28 protein-coding genes are annotated in these 21,910 nt (G+C 66.7%); 12 read left to right on the top strand and 16 right to left on the bottom strand.

The window, feature by feature from the left end; translation table 11 throughout:
• Positions 1-15 precede the first annotated feature (15 nt).
• Positions 16-906: an alpha/beta fold hydrolase gene (locus PPZ50_RS13055; RefSeq protein WP_066694241.1), complete on the top strand. Its 891-nt coding sequence runs from the start codon at positions 16-18 to the stop codon at positions 904-906.
• Positions 903-2,039, top strand: coding sequence for a glycosyltransferase family 4 protein (locus PPZ50_RS13050; RefSeq protein ID WP_066694236.1), 1,137 nt, complete (start codon positions 903-905; stop codon positions 2,037-2,039). Before PPZ50_RS13055 ends, PPZ50_RS13050 begins: the two co-directional genes overlap by 4 nt.
• Positions 2,040-2,043: 4 nt before the next feature.
• Here PPZ50_RS13050 and PPZ50_RS13045 read toward each other — a convergent pair whose 3' ends face one another.
• Positions 2,044-2,628 (bottom strand): hypothetical protein, encoded by a 585-nt coding sequence (locus PPZ50_RS13045; RefSeq protein WP_164523882.1) that lies wholly within the window; start codon positions 2,626-2,628, stop codon positions 2,044-2,046.
• 23 nt (positions 2,629-2,651) lie between these two features.
• Between PPZ50_RS13045 and PPZ50_RS13040 the strand changes: the two genes are divergently transcribed.
• The gene (locus tag PPZ50_RS13040; RefSeq protein ID WP_066694568.1) at positions 2,652-4,055 is read left to right on the top strand and encodes an NAD(P)H-dependent flavin oxidoreductase; all 1,404 of its coding nucleotides are present in this window, start codon (positions 2,652-2,654) and stop codon (positions 4,053-4,055) included.
• 73 nt (positions 4,056-4,128) lie between these two features.
• Here PPZ50_RS13040 and PPZ50_RS13035 read toward each other — a convergent pair whose 3' ends face one another.
• Positions 4,129-4,323 carry a hypothetical protein gene (locus PPZ50_RS13035; protein WP_066694232.1) on the bottom strand — a complete coding sequence of 65 codons (195 nt, stop codon included), beginning with the start codon at positions 4,321-4,323 and terminating at the stop codon, positions 4,129-4,131.
• 127 nt (positions 4,324-4,450) lie between these two features.
• On the opposite strand from PPZ50_RS13035, the gene PPZ50_RS13030 reads away from it, so the two are divergent.
• Together PPZ50_RS13030 and PPZ50_RS13025 are read left to right on the top strand one after the other, a co-directional pair.
• Positions 4,451-5,131 carry a glutamine amidotransferase-related protein gene (locus PPZ50_RS13030; RefSeq protein ID WP_066694230.1) on the top strand — a complete coding sequence of 227 codons (681 nt, stop codon included), beginning with the start codon at positions 4,451-4,453 and terminating at the stop codon, positions 5,129-5,131.
• Between the two features lie 364 nt (positions 5,132-5,495).
• Positions 5,496-5,990, top strand: coding sequence for a hypothetical protein (locus tag PPZ50_RS13025; protein WP_066694221.1), 495 nt, complete (start codon positions 5,496-5,498; stop codon positions 5,988-5,990).
• 7 nt (positions 5,991-5,997) lie between these two features.
• Here the strand turns inward: PPZ50_RS13025 and PPZ50_RS13020 are convergent, their stop codons facing one another.
• Complete coding sequence (locus PPZ50_RS13020; RefSeq protein WP_066694218.1) at positions 5,998-6,522, bottom strand: HIT family protein; 525 nt, start codon at positions 6,520-6,522, stop codon at positions 5,998-6,000.
• Positions 6,523-6,540: 18 nt separating this feature from the next.
• Complete coding sequence (locus tag PPZ50_RS13015) at positions 6,541-7,545, bottom strand: 2-hydroxyacid dehydrogenase (RefSeq protein WP_420794414.1); 1,005 nt, start codon at positions 7,543-7,545, stop codon at positions 6,541-6,543.
• On the opposite strand from PPZ50_RS13015, the gene PPZ50_RS13010 reads away from it, so the two are divergent.
• Both PPZ50_RS13010 and PPZ50_RS13005 read left to right on the top strand, forming a co-directional pair.
• Positions 7,539-8,120, top strand: coding sequence for an SH3 domain-containing protein (locus tag PPZ50_RS13010; RefSeq protein ID WP_272815313.1), 582 nt, complete (start codon positions 7,539-7,541; stop codon positions 8,118-8,120). The genes PPZ50_RS13015 and PPZ50_RS13010 overlap by 7 nt on opposite strands.
• Positions 8,121-8,345: 225 nt before the next feature.
• Entirely contained in the window at positions 8,346-10,580 is a 2,235-nt protein-coding gene (locus tag PPZ50_RS13005) for a S9 family peptidase (protein WP_420038522.1), read from the top strand.
• A 1-nt stretch (position 10,581) separates the two neighbouring features.
• On the opposite strand, the gene PPZ50_RS13000 is transcribed toward PPZ50_RS13005, so the two are convergent.
• The 4 genes from PPZ50_RS13000 to PPZ50_RS12985 are packed head-to-tail and all read right to left on the bottom strand — an operon-like array spanning position 10,582 to position 11,713.
• Positions 10,582-10,944 carry a hypothetical protein gene (locus PPZ50_RS13000; RefSeq protein ID WP_066694209.1) on the bottom strand — a complete coding sequence of 121 codons (363 nt, stop codon included), beginning with the start codon at positions 10,942-10,944 and terminating at the stop codon, positions 10,582-10,584.
• Entirely contained in the window at positions 10,941-11,240 is a 300-nt protein-coding gene (locus tag PPZ50_RS12995) for a DUF6402 family protein (protein ID WP_066694206.1), read from the bottom strand. Before PPZ50_RS12995 ends, PPZ50_RS13000 begins: the two co-directional genes overlap by 4 nt.
• A 3-nt stretch (positions 11,241-11,243) precedes the next feature.
• Positions 11,244-11,453: a hypothetical protein gene (locus PPZ50_RS12990; protein WP_066694204.1), complete on the bottom strand. Its 210-nt coding sequence runs from the start codon at positions 11,451-11,453 to the stop codon at positions 11,244-11,246.
• Positions 11,402-11,713: a DUF6402 family protein gene (locus PPZ50_RS12985; RefSeq protein WP_420038520.1), complete on the bottom strand. Its 312-nt coding sequence runs from the start codon at positions 11,711-11,713 to the stop codon at positions 11,402-11,404. Before PPZ50_RS12985 ends, PPZ50_RS12990 begins: the two co-directional genes overlap by 52 nt.
• 196 nt (positions 11,714-11,909) lie before the next feature.
• On the opposite strand from PPZ50_RS12985, the gene PPZ50_RS12980 reads away from it, so the two are divergent.
• Entirely contained in the window at positions 11,910-12,935 is a 1,026-nt protein-coding gene (locus tag PPZ50_RS12980; RefSeq protein WP_066694562.1) for an aspartate-semialdehyde dehydrogenase, read from the top strand.
• Between the two features lie 116 nt (positions 12,936-13,051).
• Positions 13,052-13,753: a methyl-accepting chemotaxis protein gene (locus PPZ50_RS12975; protein WP_066694202.1), complete on the top strand. Its 702-nt coding sequence runs from the start codon at positions 13,052-13,054 to the stop codon at positions 13,751-13,753.
• Positions 13,754-13,757: 4 nt separating this feature from the next.
• Here PPZ50_RS12975 and PPZ50_RS12970 read toward each other — a convergent pair whose 3' ends face one another.
• Positions 13,758-14,402 carry a YitT family protein gene (locus PPZ50_RS12970; RefSeq protein ID WP_126013677.1) on the bottom strand — a complete coding sequence of 215 codons (645 nt, stop codon included), beginning with the start codon at positions 14,400-14,402 and terminating at the stop codon, positions 13,758-13,760.
• A gap of 145 nt (positions 14,403-14,547) precedes the next feature.
• Between PPZ50_RS12970 and PPZ50_RS12965 the strand changes: the two genes are divergently transcribed.
• Positions 14,548-15,306 carry an alpha/beta fold hydrolase gene (locus PPZ50_RS12965; RefSeq protein ID WP_232308069.1) on the top strand — a complete coding sequence of 253 codons (759 nt, stop codon included), beginning with the start codon at positions 14,548-14,550 and terminating at the stop codon, positions 15,304-15,306.
• Positions 15,307-15,332: 26 nt separating this feature from the next.
• On the opposite strand, the gene PPZ50_RS12960 is transcribed toward PPZ50_RS12965, so the two are convergent.
• Entirely contained in the window at positions 15,333-16,001 is a 669-nt protein-coding gene (locus PPZ50_RS12960; RefSeq protein WP_066694195.1) for a glutathione S-transferase family protein, read from the bottom strand.
• A 77-nt stretch (positions 16,002-16,078) separates the two neighbouring features.
• On the opposite strand from PPZ50_RS12960, the gene PPZ50_RS12955 reads away from it, so the two are divergent.
• Entirely contained in the window at positions 16,079-16,696 is a 618-nt protein-coding gene (locus tag PPZ50_RS12955; RefSeq protein ID WP_066694193.1) for an exopolysaccharide biosynthesis protein, read from the top strand.
• A gap of 113 nt (positions 16,697-16,809) precedes the next feature.
• On the opposite strand, the gene yihA is transcribed toward PPZ50_RS12955, so the two are convergent.
• The 6 genes from yihA to PPZ50_RS12925 all read right to left on the bottom strand — a co-directional run bounded on the left by yihA (position 16,810) and on the right by PPZ50_RS12925 (position 20,267).
• Complete coding sequence (gene yihA, locus PPZ50_RS12950) at positions 16,810-17,478, bottom strand: ribosome biogenesis GTP-binding protein YihA/YsxC (protein WP_066694191.1); 669 nt, start codon at positions 17,476-17,478, stop codon at positions 16,810-16,812.
• On the bottom strand, positions 17,475-19,172 hold the full coding sequence (gene yidC / locus PPZ50_RS12945) for a membrane protein insertase YidC (RefSeq protein ID WP_066694561.1): 1,698 nt from the start codon (positions 19,170-19,172) through the stop codon (positions 17,475-17,477). Before yidC ends, yihA begins: the two co-directional genes overlap by 4 nt.
• A gap of 22 nt (positions 19,173-19,194) precedes the next feature.
• Entirely contained in the window at positions 19,195-19,407 is a 213-nt protein-coding gene (gene yidD / locus PPZ50_RS12940; protein WP_055818097.1) for a membrane protein insertion efficiency factor YidD, read from the bottom strand.
• A 29-nt stretch (positions 19,408-19,436) separates the two neighbouring features.
• Complete coding sequence (rnpA, locus tag PPZ50_RS12935; protein WP_232308068.1) at positions 19,437-19,721, bottom strand: ribonuclease P protein component; 285 nt, start codon at positions 19,719-19,721, stop codon at positions 19,437-19,439.
• A gap of 56 nt (positions 19,722-19,777) precedes the next feature.
• Complete coding sequence (gene rpmH, locus PPZ50_RS12930) at positions 19,778-19,912, bottom strand: 50S ribosomal protein L34 (protein WP_055760664.1); 135 nt, start codon at positions 19,910-19,912, stop codon at positions 19,778-19,780.
• Between the two features lie 109 nt (positions 19,913-20,021).
• Entirely contained in the window at positions 20,022-20,267 is a 246-nt protein-coding gene (locus PPZ50_RS12925) for a hypothetical protein (RefSeq protein WP_066694187.1), read from the bottom strand.
• A gap of 114 nt (positions 20,268-20,381) precedes the next feature.
• On the opposite strand from PPZ50_RS12925, the gene PPZ50_RS12920 reads away from it, so the two are divergent.
• Positions 20,382-21,887, top strand: a complete 1,506-nt coding sequence (locus PPZ50_RS12920; protein ID WP_066694185.1) for a YifB family Mg chelatase-like AAA ATPase — start codon at positions 20,382-20,384, stop codon at positions 21,885-21,887.
• Positions 21,888-21,910 lie beyond the last annotated feature (23 nt).

The following is a 21,910-nucleotide window of genomic DNA, read 5'->3' as shown; positions in this document are numbered from 1 at the left end:
GCGATATGGGGTGCGATGGCGCTTTTGGACAAGCAACGCTTCACCGATGGCTATTGGTGGTCGAACGACGGCCTCCGACTGCATTATCGCGACTATGGCGGGCAGGGCGGCGGACGCACGGACCGGCCGGCGATCCTGTGCCTGCACGGGCTGACGCGCAACGCGCGCGACTGGGAGGATGTCGCCGACCGGCTGGCCGGAGAGTGGCGGCTGATCGTGCCCGAGATGCGCGGGCGCGGCGAAAGCGGCTATGCCCGCGATCCGATGAGCTATGTGCCGCTGGTCTACCTCCAGGATGTCGAGGCGCTGCTGAACCAGCTCGAGCTGCCGCGCGTCGTCGCGTTCGGGACGTCGCTGGGCGGTATCCTGACCATGTTGCTGGCGGCGACCGATCGCGACCGGATCGCCGCGGCGCTGCTCAACGATGTCGGGCCGGAGCTGGACCCGGCGGGGCTGGGACGGATTCGCGGCTATGTCGGGAAACAGGTCAGCCATCCCACCTGGATGCACGCCGCGCGTGCGCTGGCCGAAGGGAATGGCGACGCCTATCCGACCTATCAGGTGCAGGACTGGCTGCACATGGCGAAGCGGCTGCACCGGCTGAACTCGGCCGGGCGGATCATCCTCGACTATGACATGAAGATCGCCGAGCCGTTCCGCGTGCCGGGCAACGAGGCGGGGCCGGACATGTGGCGCGCCTATGAGGCGCTGGCGGGCAAGCCGGTCGGTATCCTGCGCGGGAGACTGTCGGATATCCTGCCGGCGACCGTGGCGGAGGCGATGGTAACGCGGCTGGACGGGGCGGAGCTGACGACGGTCGCCGATGTCGGCCATGCCCCGGTCCTGACCGAGCCGGAGTCGGTCGCGGCGATCGACCGGCTGCTGGCGCGGGTCGCCGGCCAGTGAGCGTGCCGGTCCGCATCCTCCACCTGCATTCGTCCTTCGCCTATGGCGGCAAGGAAGCGCGGGCGATCCGGCTGATGCATGCCTGGGGCGACCGCGCGGTGCATACGATCGTGTCGGGCGTGCCGGAGCGTACCGAGGCGCGCTCGGCCATCGCGGACTATATCCGCTACGAAATCGCGCAGAATCCGCCGCCGCTGACCGGCAAGCCGTCGGTCGCGCGGTACGAGGCGATCGCGAAATATATGCGCCGCTTCGATCTGGTGCTGACCTATAATTGGGGGGCGATCGACGGGGTGATGGCGAAGCGGGTCTTCGCCAGGGGCACGCCGCCGGTGGTCCATCACGAGGACGGCTTCAACGAGGACGAGGCGACCCGACTGAACCCGGTGCGCAACCTGTATCGCCGGTTCGCGCTTGGCGCAGCGGAGGCGCTGGTCGTGCCGTCGCAGCGGTTGATGCAGGTCGCGGGGGGGCCGTGGAAACAGCCCGACCACCGGCTGCACCTGATCGGCAACGGCATCCCGGTCGAGCGCTATGCCGAACCGGTCGCGGCGGATGCCATTCCGGGGCTGAAGCGCAAGCCGGGCGAGGTGGTGATCGGCACCGTCGCTGGCCTGCGCGAGGTGAAGGACCTGCCGCTGCTGGTCCGCGCGGTCGGCGGGATCGCGGTCAAGGTGCGGCTGGTCATCGTCGGCGAGGGGCCGGAGCGGCAGGCGATCCTCGACGCGGCGGAGGCGATGGGGATCGACGACCGGGTCGTGCTGCCCGGCTTCCTGCCCGAACCCTATCGCTATATGGGGCTGTTCGACATCTTCGCCCTGTCGTCGCGCAGCGAGCAGCAGCCGATTTCGGTGATGGAGGCGATGGCGACCGGCCTGCCGGTGGTCGCGCCGCCGGTCGGCGATATCATGGCGATGGTGGCGGACGAGAACCATCCGTTCATGGGCATCGACCGGCACGAGGTGCATCTGCGCGACCGGTTGCAGACGCTTGCGGTCGACGCCGACGCGCGCCGACGGGTGGGGGAGGCGAACCTCGCCAAGGCACGGGCGGAGTTCGACGAGGCGAAGATGATCGCCGCGTACAAGGCGCTGTACGAGCGGGCGCTGGGGCGGCTGGGGGCGTTGGGGTAGGCGATTATCGGGACCCGCTTGCCGATGGTACCTCGCCGTTGCACCCCACCATCGAGAAGCGCTTGATCGCGGGGTCGTACCGGATGGTTAGCTGGGCACAGCCACCGTCACTTATCATCGGGAGCATGTCGGGCGTGGCATGCCAGTATCTTCTGCCCGCTCCGCCCCATTGTTCGCGAGACAAGGCATTCATCGCCTTGATGTCCTCGATCTCGCGCGCGGTGGGTGCACGCCGATTGCCTCTGGTGAATGCCGCCACGTCCTCCTGCCAGTCGGTCGGTTCGATCGGAATGACGTAAACTGCCTCCACCGCGGTCGGGCTGCGGAACGCGTAGTGGCGAGCATAGGTTCGCATGGGATAGGCGTCGTCCGGCAGGCTGATCGTTCGCTCGATCTCCTCCATCAGCACCTGCTCACGGCCCGGCGGAGCGGCGCAACTGGCGGCGGGGAAGGCAAAGGCCAGGAGCAGGAGACGGGCGCGCATATCGCACGATAACGTGCCGGCCGATCGACGCCACGCAATTTGCTCGCCATCGGGCGCTGCTGGCAGTAATGACGGCCGGATGCGGTGGCGCGATGCGTGCCGCAACGAAGTTCCCGTTGGAGGTCGCGTTGTTCAAAGGTCTGTCGCCCATCGTCTATAACGGCCGCGAAGTCTGGCCGCTGATCGAAGGGGGCAAGGGCGTTGCCGCGACCAATCACGCATCGGCTGGCGCCTGGGCGGCGGCGGGCGGCATCGGCACCGTCTCGGCGGTCAATGCCGACAGCTATGACGCCGAGGGCAAGATCGTGCCCCAGGTGTACAAGGCGCTGACCCGCCGCGAACGCCATGAGGAACTGATCGAATATGCGATCGAGGGCGCGGTGCAGCAGGTGCGGCGCGCGTGGGAGATCGCCGGCGGCAAGGGCGCGATCAACATCAACGTGCTGTGGGAAATGGGCGGTGCCCAGCGCATCCTGCATGGCGTGCTGGAGCGGACGCGTGGGCTGGTGTCGGGCGTGACCTGCGGCGCGGGCATGCCGTACAAGCTGTCGGAGATCACCGCGTCCTACGGCGTCAGCTATCTGCCGATCGTGTCGTCGGGCCGGGCGTTCCGCGCGCTGTGGAAGCGCGCCTATTCCAAGGCGTCGGAATGGCTGGCGGCGGTCGTCTATGAGGATCCGTGGCTGGCCGGCGGGCATAACGGCCTGTCGAATGCCGAGAACCCGCTGGAGCCGCAGGACCCGTACCCCCGCGTCCGCGACCTGCGCGCGACGATGCGCGAGGGCGGCATCTCGGACGACGTGCCGATCGTGATGGCCGGCGGCGTGTGGTATCTGCGCGACTGGAACGACTGGATCGACAATCCCGAGCTCGGCAAGATCGCGTTCCAGTTCGGCACCCGGCCGCTGTTGACGCAGGAAAGCCCGATCCCGCCCGAATGGAAGGCGAAGCTGATGGAGATCGAGGAGGGCGAGGTGCTGCTGCACCGGTTCAGCCCGACCGGTTTCTATTCGTCGGCGGTGCGCAACCCGTTCCTGCGCAACCTCGAGGCCCGGTCCGAGCGGCAGATCGCTTTCTCGACGCAGGAGGCGGGCGACCATGTCTTCCAGCTCGACGTCGGGGTGAAGGGCAAGAATTTCTGGGTGACGCAGGGCGACCTGCTGCGCGCGCGCGAATGGTTCGGCATGGGCTTCACCGACGCGCTGAAGACGCCGGACAATACTTTGGTGTTCGTGACGCCCGAAGAAAAGGGCATCATCCGGAAGGATCAGGCGGACTGCATGGGCTGCCTGTCGCAGTGCAGCTTTTCGAGCTGGGCCGATAGCGAGACGAACTCGACCGGGCGGCTGGCCGATCCGCGCAGCTTCTGCATCCAGAAGACGTTGCAGGACATCGCCCATGGCGGCCCGACCGACCAGAATCTGATGTTCGCGGGACACGCCGCATACAATTTCAAGCGCGATCCCTTCTATTCGAACGGGTTCGTGCCGAGCGTGAAGCAGCTGGTCGACCGTATCCTGACCGGGGATTGATCGGCGATCCCTGCCGGCATGGCGCAAAGGTAACGGGCCGGGGTAGCGAAGGCGCTACCCCGGCCTTTCCATATCAGTCGTCGGCGACGGTGCCGACCACCGCACCGCCGACGCCACCGACCGCCGCGCCCTTCTCGACATTGCCGCCGGTCGCTGCGGCGATGCCGGCGCCGCCCGCTGCGCCGATCGCGCCGCCGCGCAGGGTCGAGCAGGCGGCCAGCGAACTGCCGGCGGCGAGGGCGAGGGCGATGGTTGCGAGCTTCTTCATCGGGTTACTCCTGTTTACGCGATGCCCGGGCAATGATTTTCGGGCGGCCGGGGTTCCCAAGCGTCACCACTGCAACACAAAGAAACATTGCAGGTGCCATTCAGCTTGCGCAGGATAGATTGTGCCCATGAAGTCCGCGCTGATCGTCCGCCACGTCCCCTATGAAGGCTGCGCCGGATACCGCGCGCCGGTGGAGGCGGCGGGATATGTCATCGACCGGATCGACGTCACCGACCCGAGCTTCGCCACCGCCGACCTGACCCGGCCCGACCTGCTGATCGTGATGGGCGGGCCGATGGGGGTGTATGACGTCGCCGAGCACCCGTGGATACCGGGCGAGATCGCCGCATTGTCACGGCGGCTGGCGGCGGACCGGCCGACGCTGGGCATCTGTCTCGGCGCGCAGATGATGGCGGCGGCGCTGGGATCGCCCGTTTCCCGGGGGACCGGGTGCGAGATCGGCTTTGCGCCCATCGACCTGGCGCCGGGGGTGGAGTCGCCGCTGGCCCATGTCGCCGGGGTGCCGGTGCTGCACTGGCATGGCGATACGTTCGACCTGCCGGAAGGGACCGAATTGCTGGCGACGACGCCGCGTTATCGGCAGGGGTTCCGGCGGGGGCGCAACCTGCTGGCACTCCAATTCCATGCTGAGATGGGCGAGGATGCGCGGTTCGAAGCGTGGCTCGACTATCTCGACTGCCCGACGCATCGCGGCGTCCTGACCGAAGAATATCGCACGCTGGGACCGGCGGCGGTGCGCGCGGGGCAGGCGATGATTGCCGAATGGCTGAGTAGCTTGAAGGGCTGAATATTTTTTCCCAAGTTCACTAAGTTCACACTCGTGCGCTGTTTGCGTGGCGTATGGAGCGGTGCCGTCGAAGAGCACGTCCCGCAACCGGGCCATCGGGCAGATTGGCAGCGAAGGTCGCTGTAGGAAAGCGCTCGCTCCGTCCGGAGGATGGTCCGGTTTCCCGGCAGCGACGTGTCACCCTCTCGGAGGCTGGGGTCTGAAGCTACTCTTGCTGTGCTACCGCAAAGAAGTCCCGGCGCTCATTGGCGGGACGCCTGCTCCCAGGAGGATGAATCGGGCTTTTGGGTGGCTGCACCGACTGGATCGCGCAGGACGGCCGTCCTATCGTCGGCTTTCCCGCTGAGATGCCGGACGAGGTGCGATGGCAGAGAAGCTCGTGTTCCGAACCGGATGGCCCAAGCGCCTGCTGAGCTGGTTCATCATTCTGGCCGGATCGGCGGCACTGATCGCGCTGGTAGAGGCGATGGTGCGGCACTGGGCGACATTGCCCGCGGCTGAAATCTGGTCCGGGCTGGCGATCGGACTGGTCATTCTCGGCTTCGTAATCGGTGGGTTCGCGATCCAGGATTTCAGCTGGACGCTGGATGGCGACGTCATCCGCATGAACCGGCTGTACCGAGAGCGGACGATCGACCTGCGGAACGTCGAAGGCTTTGGCCGGACGGTGTTCGTCCTGGGCGTGTTTCCGGTGGCGCATATCGATCTGTATGACGGGCGGTTGCAGCAAGTCGCGCGCATCCCGATCGATTTTCGCGACCTTCCCGTTGCGGAAAGACGGCTGGCAATGCGCTTTCGGCAGGTCGTGGACGACGGGAGCGCCGCCTTTCCGAAGCGCCGGTTCGTGGAGGACGAGTAGCGGCCGGTCATCCGGGCGGAAGGGCAGCCTTCAAACGCCGGGCGATGGCGTCCATTTCGGCGCGGGTCGGGTTGCTTCTGGGGTCCGGGGCTGTGTTCGGGATGACGTGCAGGTGAAAGTGGCAGACATGCTGGCTGACGGCATTGTTCTGCTGCACCGCGAACCCGGTGCTGCCCAGCGCACGCTGCTGCGCGGTCGCCACGCGTTTGGCCATCCGCATGACGGCCAGCATGTCGCGGTCGCTCAGCTCGTAGAGGTTGCGGACCGGCGCCTTGGGGATCACCAGCGCATGGCCCGGACGTTTCCAGTCGATCGGGACGATCGCCATCACGCGCGCGTTTTCGGCGATGATCGAGGCGGGGATTTCGTGGCGCAGGATGCGGGCGAAGGCATTGTCGGTGCGATAGGGCGCGGATAGTGGGCAGACGATCGGCTTGTCCGCTTCGGCTTGTTGCGCGGCCGGCATGGCGACGGTTCCGCCGGTCGGCGCGACGATCGGGATCAGTCCTGAGGCAATCGATCTCCACCGCATCGCCTGTCCCCAATGATCCTACCGCAACCCGTCCAGCACCTGATCCGGCGGGCGGTGGCCGTCCGCCCAGACGCGGATGTTGGTGATCACCTTTTCCCCCATCGCCACGCGGCCCTCCAGCGTGGCCGATCCCATGTGCGGGGTCATCACGACATTGGGCAGCGCCAGCAGACGGGGGTCGATGGCGGGTTCGTGCGCCCAGACGTCGAGGCCCGCGCCGGCGAGGCGTCCGCGTTCGAGGGCATCGACCAGCGCCTCTTCGTCGACGATGCCGCCGCGCGAGGCGTTGATCAGATAGACGTGGCGGCGCAGCCGGGCGATGCGGTTCTCGTTGAGCAGGTTTTCGCTGTCTGCATTGCGCGGGGTGTGGATCGTCAGCAGGTCGATGACGCCCAGCATCTCGTCGAGGTCGGCATGCCAGGTGGCGCCGAGTTCGGCCTCGACCGTTTCGGGCAGGCGGTGGCGGTTGTGGTAATGGATCGACAGGCCGAAGGCACGGGCGCGGCGTGCGACGGCCTGGCCGATGCGGCCCATGCCGACGATGCCCAGCGCCTTGCCGCCGATGCGGTGGCCGAGCATGCCGCTGGGGCTCCAGCCCTTCCATTCGCCCGAGCGGACCAGCTTTTCCCCTTCGGCCAGCCGGCGCGGCACGGCGAGGATGAGCGCCATCACCATGTCGGCGGTATCCTCGGTCAGGACGCCGGGGGTGTTGGTGACTAGGATGCGGCGGGCGTGGGCCGCCTTCAGGTCGATATGGTTCACGCCCGCGCCGTAATTGGCGATCAGGCGCAGGCGATCGGGCGCGGCGGCGATCAGCTCGGCGTCGATGACGTCGGTGACGGCGGGGACCAGCACGTCGCAGTCCGCCATCGCGGCGGCCAGTTCGTCGCGGGAAAGGGCATGGTCGTCGGGGCTGAACACCGTGTCGAACAGCGTCGCCATCCGCCCCTCCGTCGCCGCCGGCAACCGCCGCGTCACCTGGACTCGGGGGTGCGGGGCGGGGGGATGCTGCGGCCATGTCATACGGATTGGCGAAGGGGGCGGGCGGCGTCAACGGCTTGCCGCGGGGGCTGCTTGCCGATACAGGCAAGCGACAGACATTCGGGGACAATATCATGCGCTTGGGCGGGCGATCGATCGCGGTGGCGGCGGTGCTGACGGTGGTTGCGACGGGAGCGGCCGATGCGCAGCGCCGCAAGACGCCCTATTATGCGTCGATCGCCGCGGGCGAGGCGCGGATGCGCAGCGGGCCGGGCAAGAATTATCCGACCCAGTGGGTCTATCGCCGCGCCGACATGCCGATCAAGGTGCTCGACATCTATCAGGACTGGCGCCGGGTCGAGGACCCGGACGGCACGCGTGGATGGTTGCAGGTCGGGCTGCTGAGCGACCGGCGCACCGGCTTTGTCGGGCGCGAGGTGGTCGAACTGCGCGCGTCGCCGCAGGCGGGGGCGGCGGTGGTGTGGCGCGCCGCGCCGGGGGTCGTCGGGCGGTTGTCGCGATGCAATGGCGCATGGTGCTTCTTCGATGTGAAGGGGCGCGGGGGCTATGTCGAACAGTCGCGGCTGTGGGGCGTCGATCCCGGCGAGACGATGTAGGGCGTTCCGTCATTCCCGCGCAGGCGGGAATCCGGAGCCAAGCTGACCACGGCCCGCGCCTGTGACCCTGGACCCCCGCCTGCGCGGGGGTACGGCATTGGTAGGACCGGTCCGCGACCCGCCTAATTCAGCCATTTACCTCCGCCGTCCCCCAAGCGATAACAACCGATACGACCGGCGCGGACGTGCCGGGCAAGGATACGGGGCACTATGGTAAAATGGTTGATGGGCGCAGCGTTGCTGGCAATGGGAACGGCCGGGATGGCGAGTGAACCGGCCCAGCCAGCGGCCGCCGGCAATCCGGCAAGGGCCGGCGAGCTGACTCTGGAGCGGGTGTTCGCCAGCCCCGACCTGAACGGCAGCCAGCCGCAGAATTTGAAGCTGTCGCCGGACGGCAAGTACGTCACGCTGCTGCGCAATCGGGCGGACGAGCGCGAGCGGTTCGATCTGTGGGCGATGGACACGACCACCCGCGAATGGCGGATGCTGGTCGATTCCAAGAAGGTCGGCACCGGTGCGGCGCTGTCCGAAGCGGAAAAGATGCAGCGCGAGCGCGACCGCTCGCTGACCGGCAAGCGCGGCATCCTGGCCTATGACTGGGCGCCCGATGGCAAGTCGATCCTCGTGCCGCTGGACGGCGACCTCTATCTCGCGACGATCGACGGCCAGGTCCGCCGGCTGACCAACAGCGAGAGCGGCGAGCTGAACCCGGTGGTCAGCCCGGAGGGCAACTATGTCAGCTTCGTACGCGACCAGAACCTGGTGGCGCTGGACCTGAAGACCGGCAAGGAAACCGCGCTCACCACCGAAGGCAAGGATAATGTCCATTTCGGCGAGGCGGAGTTCGTCGCGCAGGAAGAAATGGGACGGCGTACCGGCTATTGGTGGTCGCCGGGCGACCGGCTGGTCGCGGTGCAGCGCTTCGACGAGGCGCCGGTCGGCATCGTCACCCGCTCGGCGATCGGTGCCGAGGGGACGAGCATCTATCAGCAGCGTTACCCGAAGGCGGGCACGCCCAACGTGCTGGTCGACCTGTATGTGATGAAGCCGGACGGGTCGGGCCGGGTGAAGGTTGACCTGGGCCCCGATCCCGACATCTATCTGGCGCGGGTCGACTGGACGCCGGATGGCAAGGCGCTGCTGGTCCAGCGGCAGGACCGGGCGCAGACCAGGCTCGACATGCTGAAGGTCGATCCGACAACCGGTCGCTCGACCGTGCTGTTCACCGAAGAATCGGGACCGAAGAGCTGGATCAACCTGTCCGATGCCTATCACATGATGAAGGACGGGAGTCTCATCTGGTGGTCGGAGCGCGACGGGTACGGCCATCTGTACCGCTGGCAGGCAGGCAAGTGGACGCAGCTGACCAGCGGCAAATGGATGGTCGCAGATCTGGCGGGCGTCGACGAGGCGAAGGGGCGCGTCTATTTCCTCGCCAACAAGGACGATGTGCTGGAGCGGCAGCTATACCGCGTCGACCTGTCCAAGCCCGGCGCGGTCACGCGGATGACCGAGGCGGGCTGGTCCTACGGCGCGTCGATGGACGGGAAGGCGGCGCGGCTGATCGTCACCCGCTCCAACCCCGACCAGCCGGCGCAGACCTATCTGGCGGATACGTCGGCCAAGCGGATCGCGTGGATCAACGAGAATGCGCTGAGCGGCGATCACCCCTACGCGCCCTATGTCGCCAGCCATCGCCCGACGCAGTTCGGGGAGATCAAGGCGGCCGACGGGTCGGTGCTGCACTGGAACATGATCACGCCCAAGCTGGAGCCGGGCAAGCGCTATCCGGTGTTCTTCTCGCATTATGGCGGGCCGGGCAGCCAGGTCGTGCGCCGCGCATGGGGCGGGGCGCTGCGCCAATATCTGGTCGATCAGGGGTGGATCTGGTTCGAGATCGATAATCGCGGATCGCCCGAACGCGGCAAGGCGTTCGAGAACCAGATTTATCGCGCGATGGGATCGGTCGAGGTCGACGACCAGATTGCCGGCGCGAATTATCTCAAGACCTTGCCCTTCGTCGCGCCGGACAAGATCGCGACCTATGGCTGGTCCTATGGCGGCTATATGACGCTCAAGATGCTGGAAAAGGCGCCGGGCGTGTTCGCGGCGGGCGTGGCGGGCGCGCCGGTGTCGCGCTGGGAACTGTACGACACCCATTATACCGAGCGCTATATGGGCGATCCCCGCACGGTGCCCGAAGCCTATGCCACGTCGGCGACGGTGGCGGACGCGGCGAAGATCAGCGATCCGATGCTGCTGATCCACGGCATGGCCGACGATAACGTCGTGCTGGAACATTCGACCGCGATGATGGCGGCGATGCAGAAATCGGCGACACCGTTCGAACTGATGCTCTATCCGGGGCAGACCCACCGCGTCGGCGGACCGGGGGTGAGCGAGCATCTGTGGAAGACGATCCTGAACTTCCTGAACCGGCAGGTGAAGGACAAGCCGTAAGCTATTGCACCGACCATCGGCCCGTCGCCCGGTCGTACCGGGCGGCGACGCCGATCTCGACCGCGCGGGGCGACCACCGCGTCGCGCCCGATCCGTCGAGGTAGAAGGGCGGACTGGTGGCGAGGATCGTGCCGTCGGCGGTCGAGGACAGGCGGGCGATGGCATAGTCGTTTGCATTGTGGCCCGTCAGCTGCTGCCAGCGATCCGGGCGATAGAGCTCGACCCGTTCTTTCTGGTCGGGTGAGGTTTCGATGTCGATCAGGGCACCCGGCGTCGCCCAATGCAGTCCGGCAGTCGCGCCGACTGCGGTGCCCGCAACGAAGGCGATCGCGACTACCGGCGCACGCCACGGCCGCCGGCTCATCGTGGCACCATGACGGTGACGGGCTGGGCCAGTCGCTGCCCGCGTATGTCCGAATAGATCATGAAGTCCCCGCCCATGTCCGTAACGCCACGATATTGCCGGAACGGGTCGTTGCTGACCGGGAAACAGGCAAACCCCTGTCGGAAAGAGGAGGGTTGCTTGCGGACCTCTACTTCGATGGCCGGTGCGAGTAGCGCGACGCGCAAAAGGCCGCCCGGACCCCAGCTGCCCAGCGGCTGGTTGCCGTTGAAATCGTAAGAGTCACGCAGGTAGGTACCGACCTGATCGATGCTCACCCGCTAGCCGCCGGATACGGGTTCGACCATGCCGCTGACTGCCAGCCGTACCAGCGCGCTGCCGAACGCGGCGTAGAAATCGTCGGCGGCGCCATACCAGGCGCTGTCGACCACCTCGCGGTTGATCGCGCAGTCCATGTCGATGACCGGGACCCGCCGTCTCAGGTCGCCGAAGCGGAACGAGCGATCACCGGCGACACGGTAGATGCGCATCCACCGCAGGACCTGCGCACGACTTCGCCCGGACTGGGACCGAGCCGCTCACCACGCGACCATGTTGCCAGCAGCCGGCGTTGGGCAGCGGCGAAGCGCGGCACCGCCATTGCCCATGCCATCGTGACGGTGGTGGTATCGACGGCACGCGGCGGCGCTGGTTGCTGGCCGCGCTTGACGGCTGTCGGCATGGCCCAGGCCTTCGCTGCGAACCAGCGATCCATCAATGCTGCGCCAATCGGCCATTGCTCGCGCCGCATGACCGCCGGAATGTCGCTGAGATAAAACGCCTTGGGTGTTGCATTCAGCCTTGTCCTCCGCTCCGGCCGGGATCATGCACGCGCCACCGATCCCCAGGCAAGAGCGGCGCAGGAGCTGACCGTGATCCGCGAACCGCTGGACTTTTCTTGCAAGGCGACTATGCGTTCGCGCAAGTTAAGAACGCGGAGTATGCAAGTGGGGTATCGGGTAGTCGTCGCGGGCGCGACCGGCAATGTCGGGCGCGAAATGCTAAACATCCTGGCGGAGCGCGAGTTTCCGATCGACGATCTGGCGGTGCTGGCATCGTCGCGCTCGGCCGGCGACATGGCCGATTTCGGCGAGACCGGTAAGCAGTACAAGATCCAGAATATCGAGCATTTCGATCCGACCGGATGGGACATGGCGCTGTTCGCGATCGGCAGCGAGGCGACCAAGGTCTATGCGCCCAAGTTCGCCGCCGCCGGCTGCACGGTGATCGACAATTCGTCGCTGTACCGCATGGACCCCGACGTTCCGCTGATCGTGCCGGAAGTGAACCCGGAGGCGATCGACGGGTACAAGACGCGCAACATCATCGCCAACCCCAATTGCTCGACCGCGCAGATGGTCGTGGCATTGAAGCCGCTGCACGATGCCGCCACGATCAAGCGCGTCGTCGTCGCGACCTACCAGTCGGTGTCGGGCGCGGGCAAGGCGGGGATGGACGAGCTGTTCGAACAGAGCCGCAACATCTTCGTCGGTGACTCGGCAGAGCCCAAGAAGTTCACCAAGCAGATCGCGTTCAACGTGATCCCGCACATCGACAGCTTCCTCGACGACGGGTCGACCAAGGAAGAGTGGAAGATGGTGGTCGAGACCAAGAAGATCCTCGATCCCAAGATCAAGGTGACCGCGACCTGCGTTCGCGTTCCCGTGTTCGTCGGCCATTCGGAAGCGATCAATATCGAGCTGGAAAACGAGCTGTCGGCCGAGGATGCGCAGAAGATCCTGCGCGAGGCGCCCGGCATCATGCTGGTCGACAAGCGTGAGGACGGCGGATACGCAACTCCGATCGAATGCGTCGGCGACTTCGCGACCTATGTCAGCCGCGTGCGCGAGGATTCGACCGTCGAGAACGGCCTGGCCCTGTGGTGCGTCAGCGACAATCTGCGCAAGGGCGCCGCGCTGAACGCGGTGCAGATCGCGGAGCTGCTGGGTCGCCGGCACCTGAAGAAGGATTGACCGGGCGCGGCTTCCGCGGCGGCCGCGGCGCGCTACGTACCTGACGTACCGTTGTTTTTCGGAAGCCGTTCCGATTTCCTAAGTCGTCCTTAACGCTATGCGCGCATGATGTGTGCATGGACACGCAGTTCATCCAGGATAGCGCGCTGTATCACGGTGCGTGGGAGGCGATCTGCCGGTCGCAGGCGGTGGTCCATTTCGGGCTGGACGGCACCGTCCTGTGGGCCAACGATCTGTTCCTCGACGTCATGGGATATGGCCTGCCGGAGATACGCGGCCGGCATCACCGGATTTTCTGTCGGACGGAAGATGGCGTTTCCGCGCATTATGCGCAATTCTGGCACAAGCTGGGCGAGGGCGCGTTCGACAGCGGATTGTACCGGCGGATCGACCGGCAGGGCCATGATGTGTGGTTGCAGGCGACCTACAACCCGATCCTCGACGGTCGCGGCCAACCGACCTCGATCGTCAAGATCGCGACCGACCTGACGCGGCAGGTGCTGCTGGAACGCGAAGTGCAGGCACGCTTCGACGAGGGGCAGCGGTTTCAGGCGCGGCTGGAGCAGCAGGCGGAGGCGCTGCGGCTGCTGATGACGCAACTGGCGGCGATCGTCACCTCGATCGGCGATATCACCGCGCAGACGCGGCTGGTCGCGTTGAACGCCGCGATCGAGGCGGCGCGCGCGGGTGAGGCGGGGAGCGGCTTTGCCGTGGTCGCGCGCGAGGTGAAGTCGCTGGCCGAGGATATCCGCCACGCCACCGAACGCGCATCGGCCATGTTGCGTGAGAACGATCAGCTGACGGCCATCGCCGCCTGACCCGTCAATAGCCGGTGTAGCGTCCCGGCCGGTGCCACGCGATCAGGATGCCGCTGATCGCCGCCGCGCTGAGCGCCGACCAGGCGACCTGTACCGGGGCGACGACCGCGAAGGACGCGGCAAGGATGGCGAGGTCGATCGCGATCTGCGTCCGCCCCGCATTCCACCCGCGCGTGCGTTGCAGCCACAGCGTCACCACGCCGGTCCCGCCGACGCCGGCATCGTGCCGCGCCAGCGCGAGGATGCCCATGCCGATCACCGTACCGCCCGCGACCGCGGCGAAGGCCGGATGCACCTCGACGATGCGAAAGCCGTAGCGCGCCATCGTCGAAAACAGCGCGATGCCGCCATTGACCGCGATGGTGCGCCACATGAAGCGCGACCCCATCGCCGCGCGCGCGAACAGGAAGAAGGGAATGTTGATCAGCGTGAACAGCACGCCGGTCGGCAGCGGCACGAGATAGGACACCAGCAACGCCACCCCGGCGATGCCGCCGGTCACCAGTCCGGCGGCGCGCAGCATGGCGAGGCCCAGCGCGATCATCACGCAGCCGACGATGATCGCATAGACATCTTCGGATCGGCTGTGCGGTACGCCGTTATGGGGCAGGGCGGGATTGATGGCGGTGGTCTCCGGGCTGGCCGGCATCCTCTTCCGCTTGTTCTTTTGTTGCTTGGGATACTAACTTGGTTTCACGCGCTGGTGAAGCGGCAAATGCGCGACGCCCGGCTCGACAGGCGGGATCGGTCCGCGCATAGCCCTTCGCGAAATTCCGGCCAAGGACTGCATGATCGTGACCCAGCCCCCTGTCACCACCCATCGTTTCGCGAGCTTCGACGGGGTCGAGATCGCCTGGGCCGAAATAGGTGAGGGGCGGCCGGTCGTGCTGATCCACGGCTATTTCAGCGACGCGCAGACCAACTGGATCAAGTACGGCCATGCGGCGAAGGTCGCGGCGCTCGGTCGACGGGTCATCATGCCCGATCTGCGCGCGCATGGGGCGAGCGCCCGGCCGCACGACGCCGCCGCCTATCCGCCCGATGCGCTGGCGAAGGACGGCATGGCGCTGATCGCGCATCTCGGGCTGACCGACTATGACCTGGGCGGCTATTCGCTCGGCGCGCGGACGGCGGTGCGGATGGTAACGATGGGCGCGACGCCGGGCAGGCTGGTGCTGAGCGGCATGGGGCTGGAAGGGTTGCTCGACACCGGGCGGCGCGCGGCGCATTTCCGGCGCATCCTGACCAATCTCGGCAGCTTCGAGCGCGGGTCGCCGGAATGGATGGCGGAGGCGTTCCTGAAGACCACCGGAGGCGATCCGGTGGCGCTGCTCGGCATCCTCGAAACGTTCGTCGACACCTCGCGCGAGGAACTGGCCGGTATTCGGCAGCCGGTGCTGGTGCTGGCGGGCGAGGAGGACGACGATAATGGCAGCCACGCCGCGCTGGCCAACTTGTTGCCCGATGCGCGGCTGATCGAGACACCCGGCAACCACATGAGCGCGGTGGTGAAGAAGGAACTGGGCGACGCGATCGCGGGGTTTCTGGCCTGAAAATCCTCCCCGTGCCGGGGAGGAGCTTATTTCACCGGCTGTTCGTACTGTTCGAGGACCCAGTCTTCTTCCTGGGCGCTGGCGATCCAGTCCTGCATCCATGGGTGCTGCAACAGGGTGATGATATAGCCCATCGCGAAGCGCGGGCAGGGCAGCGAATAGGTGACGATCCGCGTCGCGACCGGCGCGAACATGATGTCGGCCGCGCCGAATTCGCCGAACAGATAGTCGCCACCCTGGCCGAAGCGGGCGCGGGCCTGTGCCCATAGCTCGTAGATGCGCGAAAGGTCGGCGGCGACGTCGTCGTCGGGTTGGGTCGGATCATAGACCTGGCGGACGTTCATGCTGTGCTTGCGGCGTAGCGGCGCGAAGCCCGAATGCATTTCGGCGGCCATCGACCGGGCCATGGCGCGCGCCGCCGGGTCGGCCGGCCAGAATTTGTCGCCGCCCGATTTCTCGTTGAGATATTCGACGATCGCCAGGCTGTCCCACACGACGATGTCGTCGCCGTCCCACAGGATCGGCACCTTGCCCGACGACGGCGCGAATTCGTCGCCTTCGCGGCGTTTGTCCCAGTCGGCGTCGTAGAGCGGCACGACGACCTCCTCGAACGGCAGGCCTGACAGCTTGGCCGCCAGCCAGCCGCGCAGCGACCAGGAGGAATAGGCCTTGTTCCCGATGATGAGCTTCAGCATGGGCGCGGGTGGTGCCATGCGACGGCGCCCGTGTCGAGCGATTGGAACCGGGGGCGGAACGATCCGTTGGCAAATCCATGGCGGAAAACGAAAAAGGCGGCGATCCGCATAGCGTGGGCGAGGTGCTTGACCGGTTGAAGGAACTGGGCGAGCAGGCCGGTGCCGAGAAAGCGAAGCTGGGCGACATGCTGGAGGCGCTGGGCCAGCGTGCCTATGGCCCGTTCTTCATCATCTTTCCGCTGATCGACATTTCGCCGGTCGGCGGCATTCCCGGCTTGCCGACGGCAATGGCGGTGGTGATGATCCTGCTTGCCGTTCAGTTGATCCTCGGCCGCAAGCATCTGTGGTTGCCGGGCTTCCTCGCCAATCGTGGGCTGAAGGGCGAAAAGCTGGTCAAGGTCGCCGACAAGACGCGGCCGATCGCCAAGCGGATGGACAAATGGTTTCACGGGCGGCTACCGGCGCTGACCAAGGGGCCGATGGTCAAGGTCGCCGGGGTGGCGGTAGTGCTGCTGTGCCTGACCGTGCCGCCGCTGGAACTGCTGCCCTTCGCCAGCACCGCGCCGATGGCGGCGATCATGGCGTTCGGCATCGCGCTGCTGGTGCGCGACGGGTTGCTGATGATCGTGGCGTGCGCGTTGTCGGTCGGGGCGGTGGCGCTGGGGGCGGGGTTGTTTGTGTCGAAGTCGGGGTAAATGATTTCTGCCGTCATCCCGGCGCAGGCCGGGATCCATTGTGTCGGGTGTTCGCGGTTTATCGCGACCTTACCCCATCCATGGATTCCGGCCTGCGCCGGAATGACGGTAGGTCACCCGATCGATTCGATCACCGCCGCGCGCAGTTCGGCGATGCCCATGCCTTTTTCACTCGACGTCGAGATGACGTCGGGATGCGCGGCCGGACGCTTGCGGACCTCGTCGCCCACCGCCGCGTACACGGCGTCCAACTCGGTCGCCTTGATCTTGTCGGTCTTGGTCAGGACGATGCGGTAGCTGGTCGCCGCCTTGTCCAGCATCTCGAACACTTCGCGATCGACATCCTTGATGCCGTGGCGCGAATCGATCAGGACCAGTGTGCGCTTCAATACCTGCCGCCCGCGCAGATAGTCGTTCACCAGATAGCGCCACTTGCGGACCATGTCCTTGGGCGCCTTGGCGAACCCGTATCCGGGCATGTCGACCAGCCGCAGTTTCAGCGGCTGCCCGATGTCGAAGAAGTTCAGCTCCTGCGTCCGCCCCGGCGTAACCGAGGTGCGCGCGAGCGAAGTGCGGCCGGTCAGCGCGTTGAGCAGCGACGACTTGCCGACGTTCGATCGGCCGGCGAACGCGATCTCCGGCACGTCTGGCGACGGCAGATGGTCGAGCGACGGTGCCGATTTCAGGAACTGGATCGGGCCCGCAAAGATCTTGCGCGCCGCTTCGATCTGGTCTGGATCGAAGCGGTCGTCGCCCGGCGGCGGGGGTGGCAGGTCGTTCACTTGGCCGGCGCCTGCTTGAGCGCCGGATGCCGCGAATAGAGCAGTTGCTGCTGTGCGATGGTCAGCAGGTTCGACGTGATCCAGTAGACCTGCAGGCCGACCGCGAACGGCGCCATGATGAACATCAGCACCCACGGCATCAGCCCGAAGACCTGCTTCTGCATGTCGTCCATCGGTGCCGGGTTCAGCTTGAACTGGAAGTACATCGAGATGCCGAGCAGCACCGGCACGATGCCGATCGCCAGGAAGTGCGGCGGGGTGAAGTCGAGATAGCCGAACAGGTTCAGGATCGTCGCCGGATCGGGTGCCGACAGATCCTTGATCCAGCCGACAAACGGCTGGTGCCGCATTTCGATGGTCAGCAACAGCACCTTGTACAGCGCGTAGAAGATCGGAATCTGGATCAGCGTCGGCAGGCAGCCGGCGACCGGGTTCACCTTTTCCGTCTTGTACAACGCCATCATCTCCTGCTGGAGGCGTGGCTTGTCGTCCTTGTAGCGTTCCTGCAGCACCTTCAGCTTGGGCTGGATCGCGCGCATCGCCGCCATCGACGCGAACTGGCGCTGGGCGATCGGGAACATCAGGCCGCGGATGGTGAGCGTCAGCAGGATGATCGCCACGCCGAAATTGCCGACCATGCGGAACAGCCAGTCGAGATAGACGAAGATCGGTTCCTCGACGACGCGGAACCAGCCCCAGTCGATCGACCGCGAGAAATAGGGCACGCCCTGTTCCTCATAGGCGTTGAGGACCTTGTTCTCCTTTGCCCCTGCAAAGAAGCGCGCACTCTGCGTCATCGCCTGGCCCGGGTTGAGCGTAGCGAGGGTCGGCGAGCGATAGTCGGCCTGATGGCGCTGGTCGGCGCCCTTGAGCGACAGGCCGTGCTGCGCGTTCTGATCCGGGATCAGCGCGGTCATCCAGTAATGGTCGGTGAAGCCCAGCCAGCCGCCCTTCGCGTTGAAGGTCGTGGGGGCGGCGTCGATATCCTTGTAATCGACGTCGAACTTCACGCCGTTGCCCGCTTCGTAGATCGGGCCGACCTGGATCGTCATCGTGTCCTTGTCGACCGGCGAGCCGCGACGGCTGAGCAGGCCATAGGTCGCGACCTGCACCGGCTGCGCGCCGGTGTTCACGATGCTCTGGCGCACGGTGAACATATAGTCGTTGTCGACCGAAATCTGCATCAAATAGCGCTGGCTGCCCGCCTGCGTCGTGAGCGTGACGGGGGTGGTCGGGGTGAGCTTCGCGCCCGACGCGGTCCACAGCGCGTCGGCCGGCGGCGGAGTGATGCCGGTGCCGCTCCAGCCGAACTGCGCGAAATAGGCATCGGCGGTACCCGATGGCGACAGCAGCCGGACGGGGGGCGAATCCTTGGCGATGGTTTCCTTGTGCCGCACGAGCACCAGATCGTCGATCCGCCCGCCGCGCAGGTTGATCGATCCGCGCACCGACGGGGTTTCGATCAGCACGCGCGGGGTTTCGCGAAGCACCACCGCCCGGTCACGAATCGCGTTCGCGGTATCGGCGGCAGGATCGGTCGCGGGATTGGCGACGGGCTTGCTTCTGCCGTCCTCCAGCTTCGTCACCGGCGGATTGGCGGCCGGGAAGAAATGGTTGGCGATGTACGGCCAGCCGAACAGCACCAGCGCAGCCAGTACCGCGAACAGCAGGAAATTCTTCTGGTCGTTCTTCACGTACAATCCTTACGGCGCAGACTCAGGGCACCGGATCATGGCCGTGCCCGCCCCAGGGGTGACAGCGCGCGATCCGTTTGGCGGCCAGCCACGCCCCCTTGATCGCGCCATAGCGGGCAAGGGCGGTGATTGCATAGGCCGAACAGGAGGGTTGATAGCGACACGACGGCGGCAGGATCAGCGACGGACCCAGTTGCCACGCGCGCGCGACCAGCATCAGCGCGCGGGCGGCGATGCCCGGACGGTCGGGGTCGCCTGCGTCGGTCACCGGCGAACCTTGCGCAACGCCTTGGAAAGGTCGGCTTTCAGATCGTCGAACGGGCGTTCGATCCCGCTCGCCCGGCCGATCAGCACGTGATCGGCACCGGCAATGCCGTGCTCGGGCAGCAGCTCTGCGGCAAGCGCGCGAAAACGCCGCTTCATCCGGTTACGGACGACGGCGTTTCCGACCTTCTTCGATACGGTAATGCCGATTCGCATCGCGCCAGGCGGCGTATCGGCCAGTTCGTCCGCCTTGCGGTTACGCACCAGCAGAACGAAGCCGGGCATGGGGGCCCGGCGTCCCGCATTCGCCGCCAGATAATCCCGGCGGCGAAGCATTTTGGTTAGGCCGACAGCTTCTTGCGGCCGCGGGCACGACGCGCGCGGATCACATTGCGGCCGCCCGGCGTCGCCATGCGCGAGCGGAAGCCGTGACGACGGGCCCGTACCAGGTTGCTCGGCTGAAAAGTCCGCTTCATCACTCATTCCCCGGGTATTCAAAACTGCCAGAACGTAAAAAGCCGCCAGTGACGGCGGCCGCGTGGGTGGTCCCTTAGCCATGGAGGCCGCGCAAGTCAACGCCGAGCGTTACGTACCCGCCCGCATCCGGCGCCGTTTGGCGCTGGCGCGGCGCAGCGCGCGGTCGGTGAGCGCCCGCAGCCGCGGATGCCGCCGCAACCGGCGGGCGAAACGGTGCCTTGCCCAGCGCGAATTGCGCAAGATCAACGCGGTGCCGGCGGCAAAGGTGAAGATGCCGGCCGGACCCGGCAGCACCGCGACCAGCGGCGTCACCAGGACCAGCAATACACCGAGGGTCACCAGCGCAATCTGCATCGTAGCTCGCCATGCCAGCCGTGTGTTGCGCTGGCAAGACGGTCACGACGGGCCGTTCCTTACGGCGGCAAAGCGGCTATGGACGACCCAAGGGGAAATGGGGACAGGGGCAGCATGGTCGCGATCGTATCGACGGCGGCATATCTCGGGCTGGAGGCGCGCCGGGTCGAGGTGCAGGTGCAACTGGCCAGCGGCGTTCCGGCTTTCGTCGTCGTCGGATTGGCCGACAAGGCGGTGGGCGAGAGCCGGGAACGGGTGCGCGCCGCGATCGCTGCGATCGGCCTCTCGCTGCCGCCCAAGCGGATCACGGTGAACCTGTCGCCCGCCGACCTGCCCAAAGAAGGATCGCATTACGACCTTCCCATCGCGCTCGGGCTGCTGGCGGCGATGGGCGTGGTCGATGCCGAGACGCTGTCCGACTATCTGATCGTCGGCGAACTGAGCCTCGACGGGCGAATCGCCGGGTCGCCGGGCGTGCTGCTCGCGGCGATGCTCGCGAGCGGCGAGGGGCGGGCGCTGATCTGTCCGGCGGTGCAGGGTGCGGAGGCGGCATGGGCCGGAACGTCGGTGGTCGCCGCGCCCGACCTGTTGTCGCTGCTCAACCATCTGAAGGGCGAGCAGATGCTGTCGGCTCCGCAACCGGGCGGTGCCGAGGACGGGTGGAGCGGCACCGACCTGCAACAGGTGAAGGGTCAGGAGACGGCCAAGCGCGCGCTGGAGATCGCGGCGGCGGGGAATCACAACCTGCTGATGGTCGGGCCGCCAGGAGCGGGCAAGTCGCTGCTCGCCTCCTGCCTGCCCGGCATATTGCCGCCGCTCGACGCCGCCGAGGCGCTGGAAGTGTCGATGGTCCAGTCGGTCGCCGGCACGCTGACCGGTGGGCGGATGACGCGGGTGCGCCCCTTTCGCCATCCGCATCATTCCGCATCGATGGCGGCGCTGACCGGTGGCGGGCTGCGCGTGAAGCCGGGCGAGATCAGCATGGCGCATCTGGGCGTGCTGTTCCTCGACGAGCTGCCCGAGTTCCAGCGCGCGGTGCTCGATTCGCTCAGGCAACCGCTCGAGACCGGCGAGGTCAGCGTGGCGCGGGCCAATGCGCATGTCACCTTTCCGGCGCGGGTGCAGCTGATCGCGGCGATGAACCCGTGCCGCTGCGGCCATCTGGGCGATCCGGCGCTCGCCTGTGCGCGGGCGCCGCGCTGTGCCGCCGATTATCAGGCGAAGGTGTCCGGCCCGCTGCTGGATCGCATCGACCTTGCCATCGAAATGGCGGCGGTGAGTGCCGCCGACCTCGTCCTGCCGCCACCCGCCGAAGGATCGGCCGAGGTCGCCGCGCGGGTCGCGGCGGCGCGTGGCGTGCAGCGCGAACGCTATGCCGCCGATGGCATTCGTACCAACGCCGAAGCGGACGGCGCGGTGCTGGAGCGTGCTGCCGCGCTGGACGCTCCCGCACGCGCGCTGCTGGCACAGGCAGCGGAGGCGATGCGGCTGTCGGCGCGGGGGTTCCACCGGGTGCTGCGGGTCAGCCGGACGATCGCCGATCTGGCCGGGACCGATACGATCGGTCGGGGGCAGGTCGCGGAGGCGCTGAGCTATCGCCGGCGGGCACCGACGAACTGAGCCATTGCGTTGTCCGGGCGCGC

This window comes from Sphingomonas hankookensis (assembly GCF_028551275.1).
In the GTDB taxonomy this organism is placed as follows: domain Bacteria; phylum Pseudomonadota; class Alphaproteobacteria; order Sphingomonadales; family Sphingomonadaceae; genus Sphingomonas; species Sphingomonas hankookensis_A.
The sequence above is the reverse complement of the archived record's forward strand: the minus strand, read 5'-3'. Positions and strand labels throughout refer to the sequence as shown.

Excerpts from the sequence above, each read along its gene's own strand:
- PPZ50_RS13010 (WP_272815313.1), top strand. The coding sequence starts at position 7,539 with ATGTCATACGGATTGGCGAAGGGGGCGGGCGGCGTCAACGGCTTGCCG.
- PPZ50_RS12970 (WP_126013677.1), bottom strand. The coding sequence starts at position 14,402 with ATGCCGGCCAGCCCGGAGACCACCGCCATCAATCCCGCCCTGCCCCAT.
- PPZ50_RS13015 (WP_420794414.1), bottom strand. The coding sequence starts at position 7,545 with ATGACATGGCCGCAGCATCCCCCCGCCCCGCACCCCCGAGTCCAGGTG.
- PPZ50_RS12925 (WP_066694187.1), bottom strand. The coding sequence starts at position 20,267 with ATGCAGATTGCGCTGGTGACCCTCGGTGTATTGCTGGTCCTGGTGACG.
- PPZ50_RS13030 (WP_066694230.1), top strand. The coding sequence starts at position 4,451 with ATGAAGTCCGCGCTGATCGTCCGCCACGTCCCCTATGAAGGCTGCGCC.
- PPZ50_RS13055 (WP_066694241.1), top strand. The coding sequence starts at position 16 with ATGGCGCTTTTGGACAAGCAACGCTTCACCGATGGCTATTGGTGGTCG.
- PPZ50_RS13020 (WP_066694218.1), bottom strand. The coding sequence starts at position 6,522 with ATGCGGTGGAGATCGATTGCCTCAGGACTGATCCCGATCGTCGCGCCG.
- rnpA (WP_232308068.1), bottom strand. The coding sequence starts at position 19,721 with ATGCCCGGCTTCGTTCTGCTGGTGCGTAACCGCAAGGCGGACGAACTG.
- PPZ50_RS12975 (WP_066694202.1), top strand. The coding sequence starts at position 13,052 with ATGGACACGCAGTTCATCCAGGATAGCGCGCTGTATCACGGTGCGTGG.
- PPZ50_RS12955 (WP_066694193.1), top strand. The coding sequence starts at position 16,079 with ATGGCGGAAAACGAAAAAGGCGGCGATCCGCATAGCGTGGGCGAGGTG.
- PPZ50_RS12920 (WP_066694185.1), top strand. The coding sequence starts at position 20,382 with ATGGTCGCGATCGTATCGACGGCGGCATATCTCGGGCTGGAGGCGCGC.
- PPZ50_RS13000 (WP_066694209.1), bottom strand. The coding sequence starts at position 10,944 with ATGAGCCGGCGGCCGTGGCGTGCGCCGGTAGTCGCGATCGCCTTCGTT.
- PPZ50_RS12985 (WP_420038520.1), bottom strand. The coding sequence starts at position 11,713 with ATGCGGCGCGAGCAATGGCCGATTGGCGCAGCATTGATGGATCGCTGG.
- PPZ50_RS13025 (WP_066694221.1), top strand. The coding sequence starts at position 5,496 with ATGGCAGAGAAGCTCGTGTTCCGAACCGGATGGCCCAAGCGCCTGCTG.
- PPZ50_RS12990 (WP_066694204.1), bottom strand. The coding sequence starts at position 11,453 with ATGCGCATCTACCGTGTCGCCGGTGATCGCTCGTTCCGCTTCGGCGAC.
- PPZ50_RS13035 (WP_066694232.1), bottom strand. The coding sequence starts at position 4,323 with ATGAAGAAGCTCGCAACCATCGCCCTCGCCCTCGCCGCCGGCAGTTCG.
- PPZ50_RS13005 (WP_420038522.1), top strand. The coding sequence starts at position 8,346 with ATGGGCGCAGCGTTGCTGGCAATGGGAACGGCCGGGATGGCGAGTGAA.
- rpmH (WP_055760664.1), bottom strand. The coding sequence starts at position 19,912 with ATGAAGCGGACTTTTCAGCCGAGCAACCTGGTACGGGCCCGTCGTCAC.
- PPZ50_RS12960 (WP_066694195.1), bottom strand. The coding sequence starts at position 16,001 with ATGCTGAAGCTCATCATCGGGAACAAGGCCTATTCCTCCTGGTCGCTG.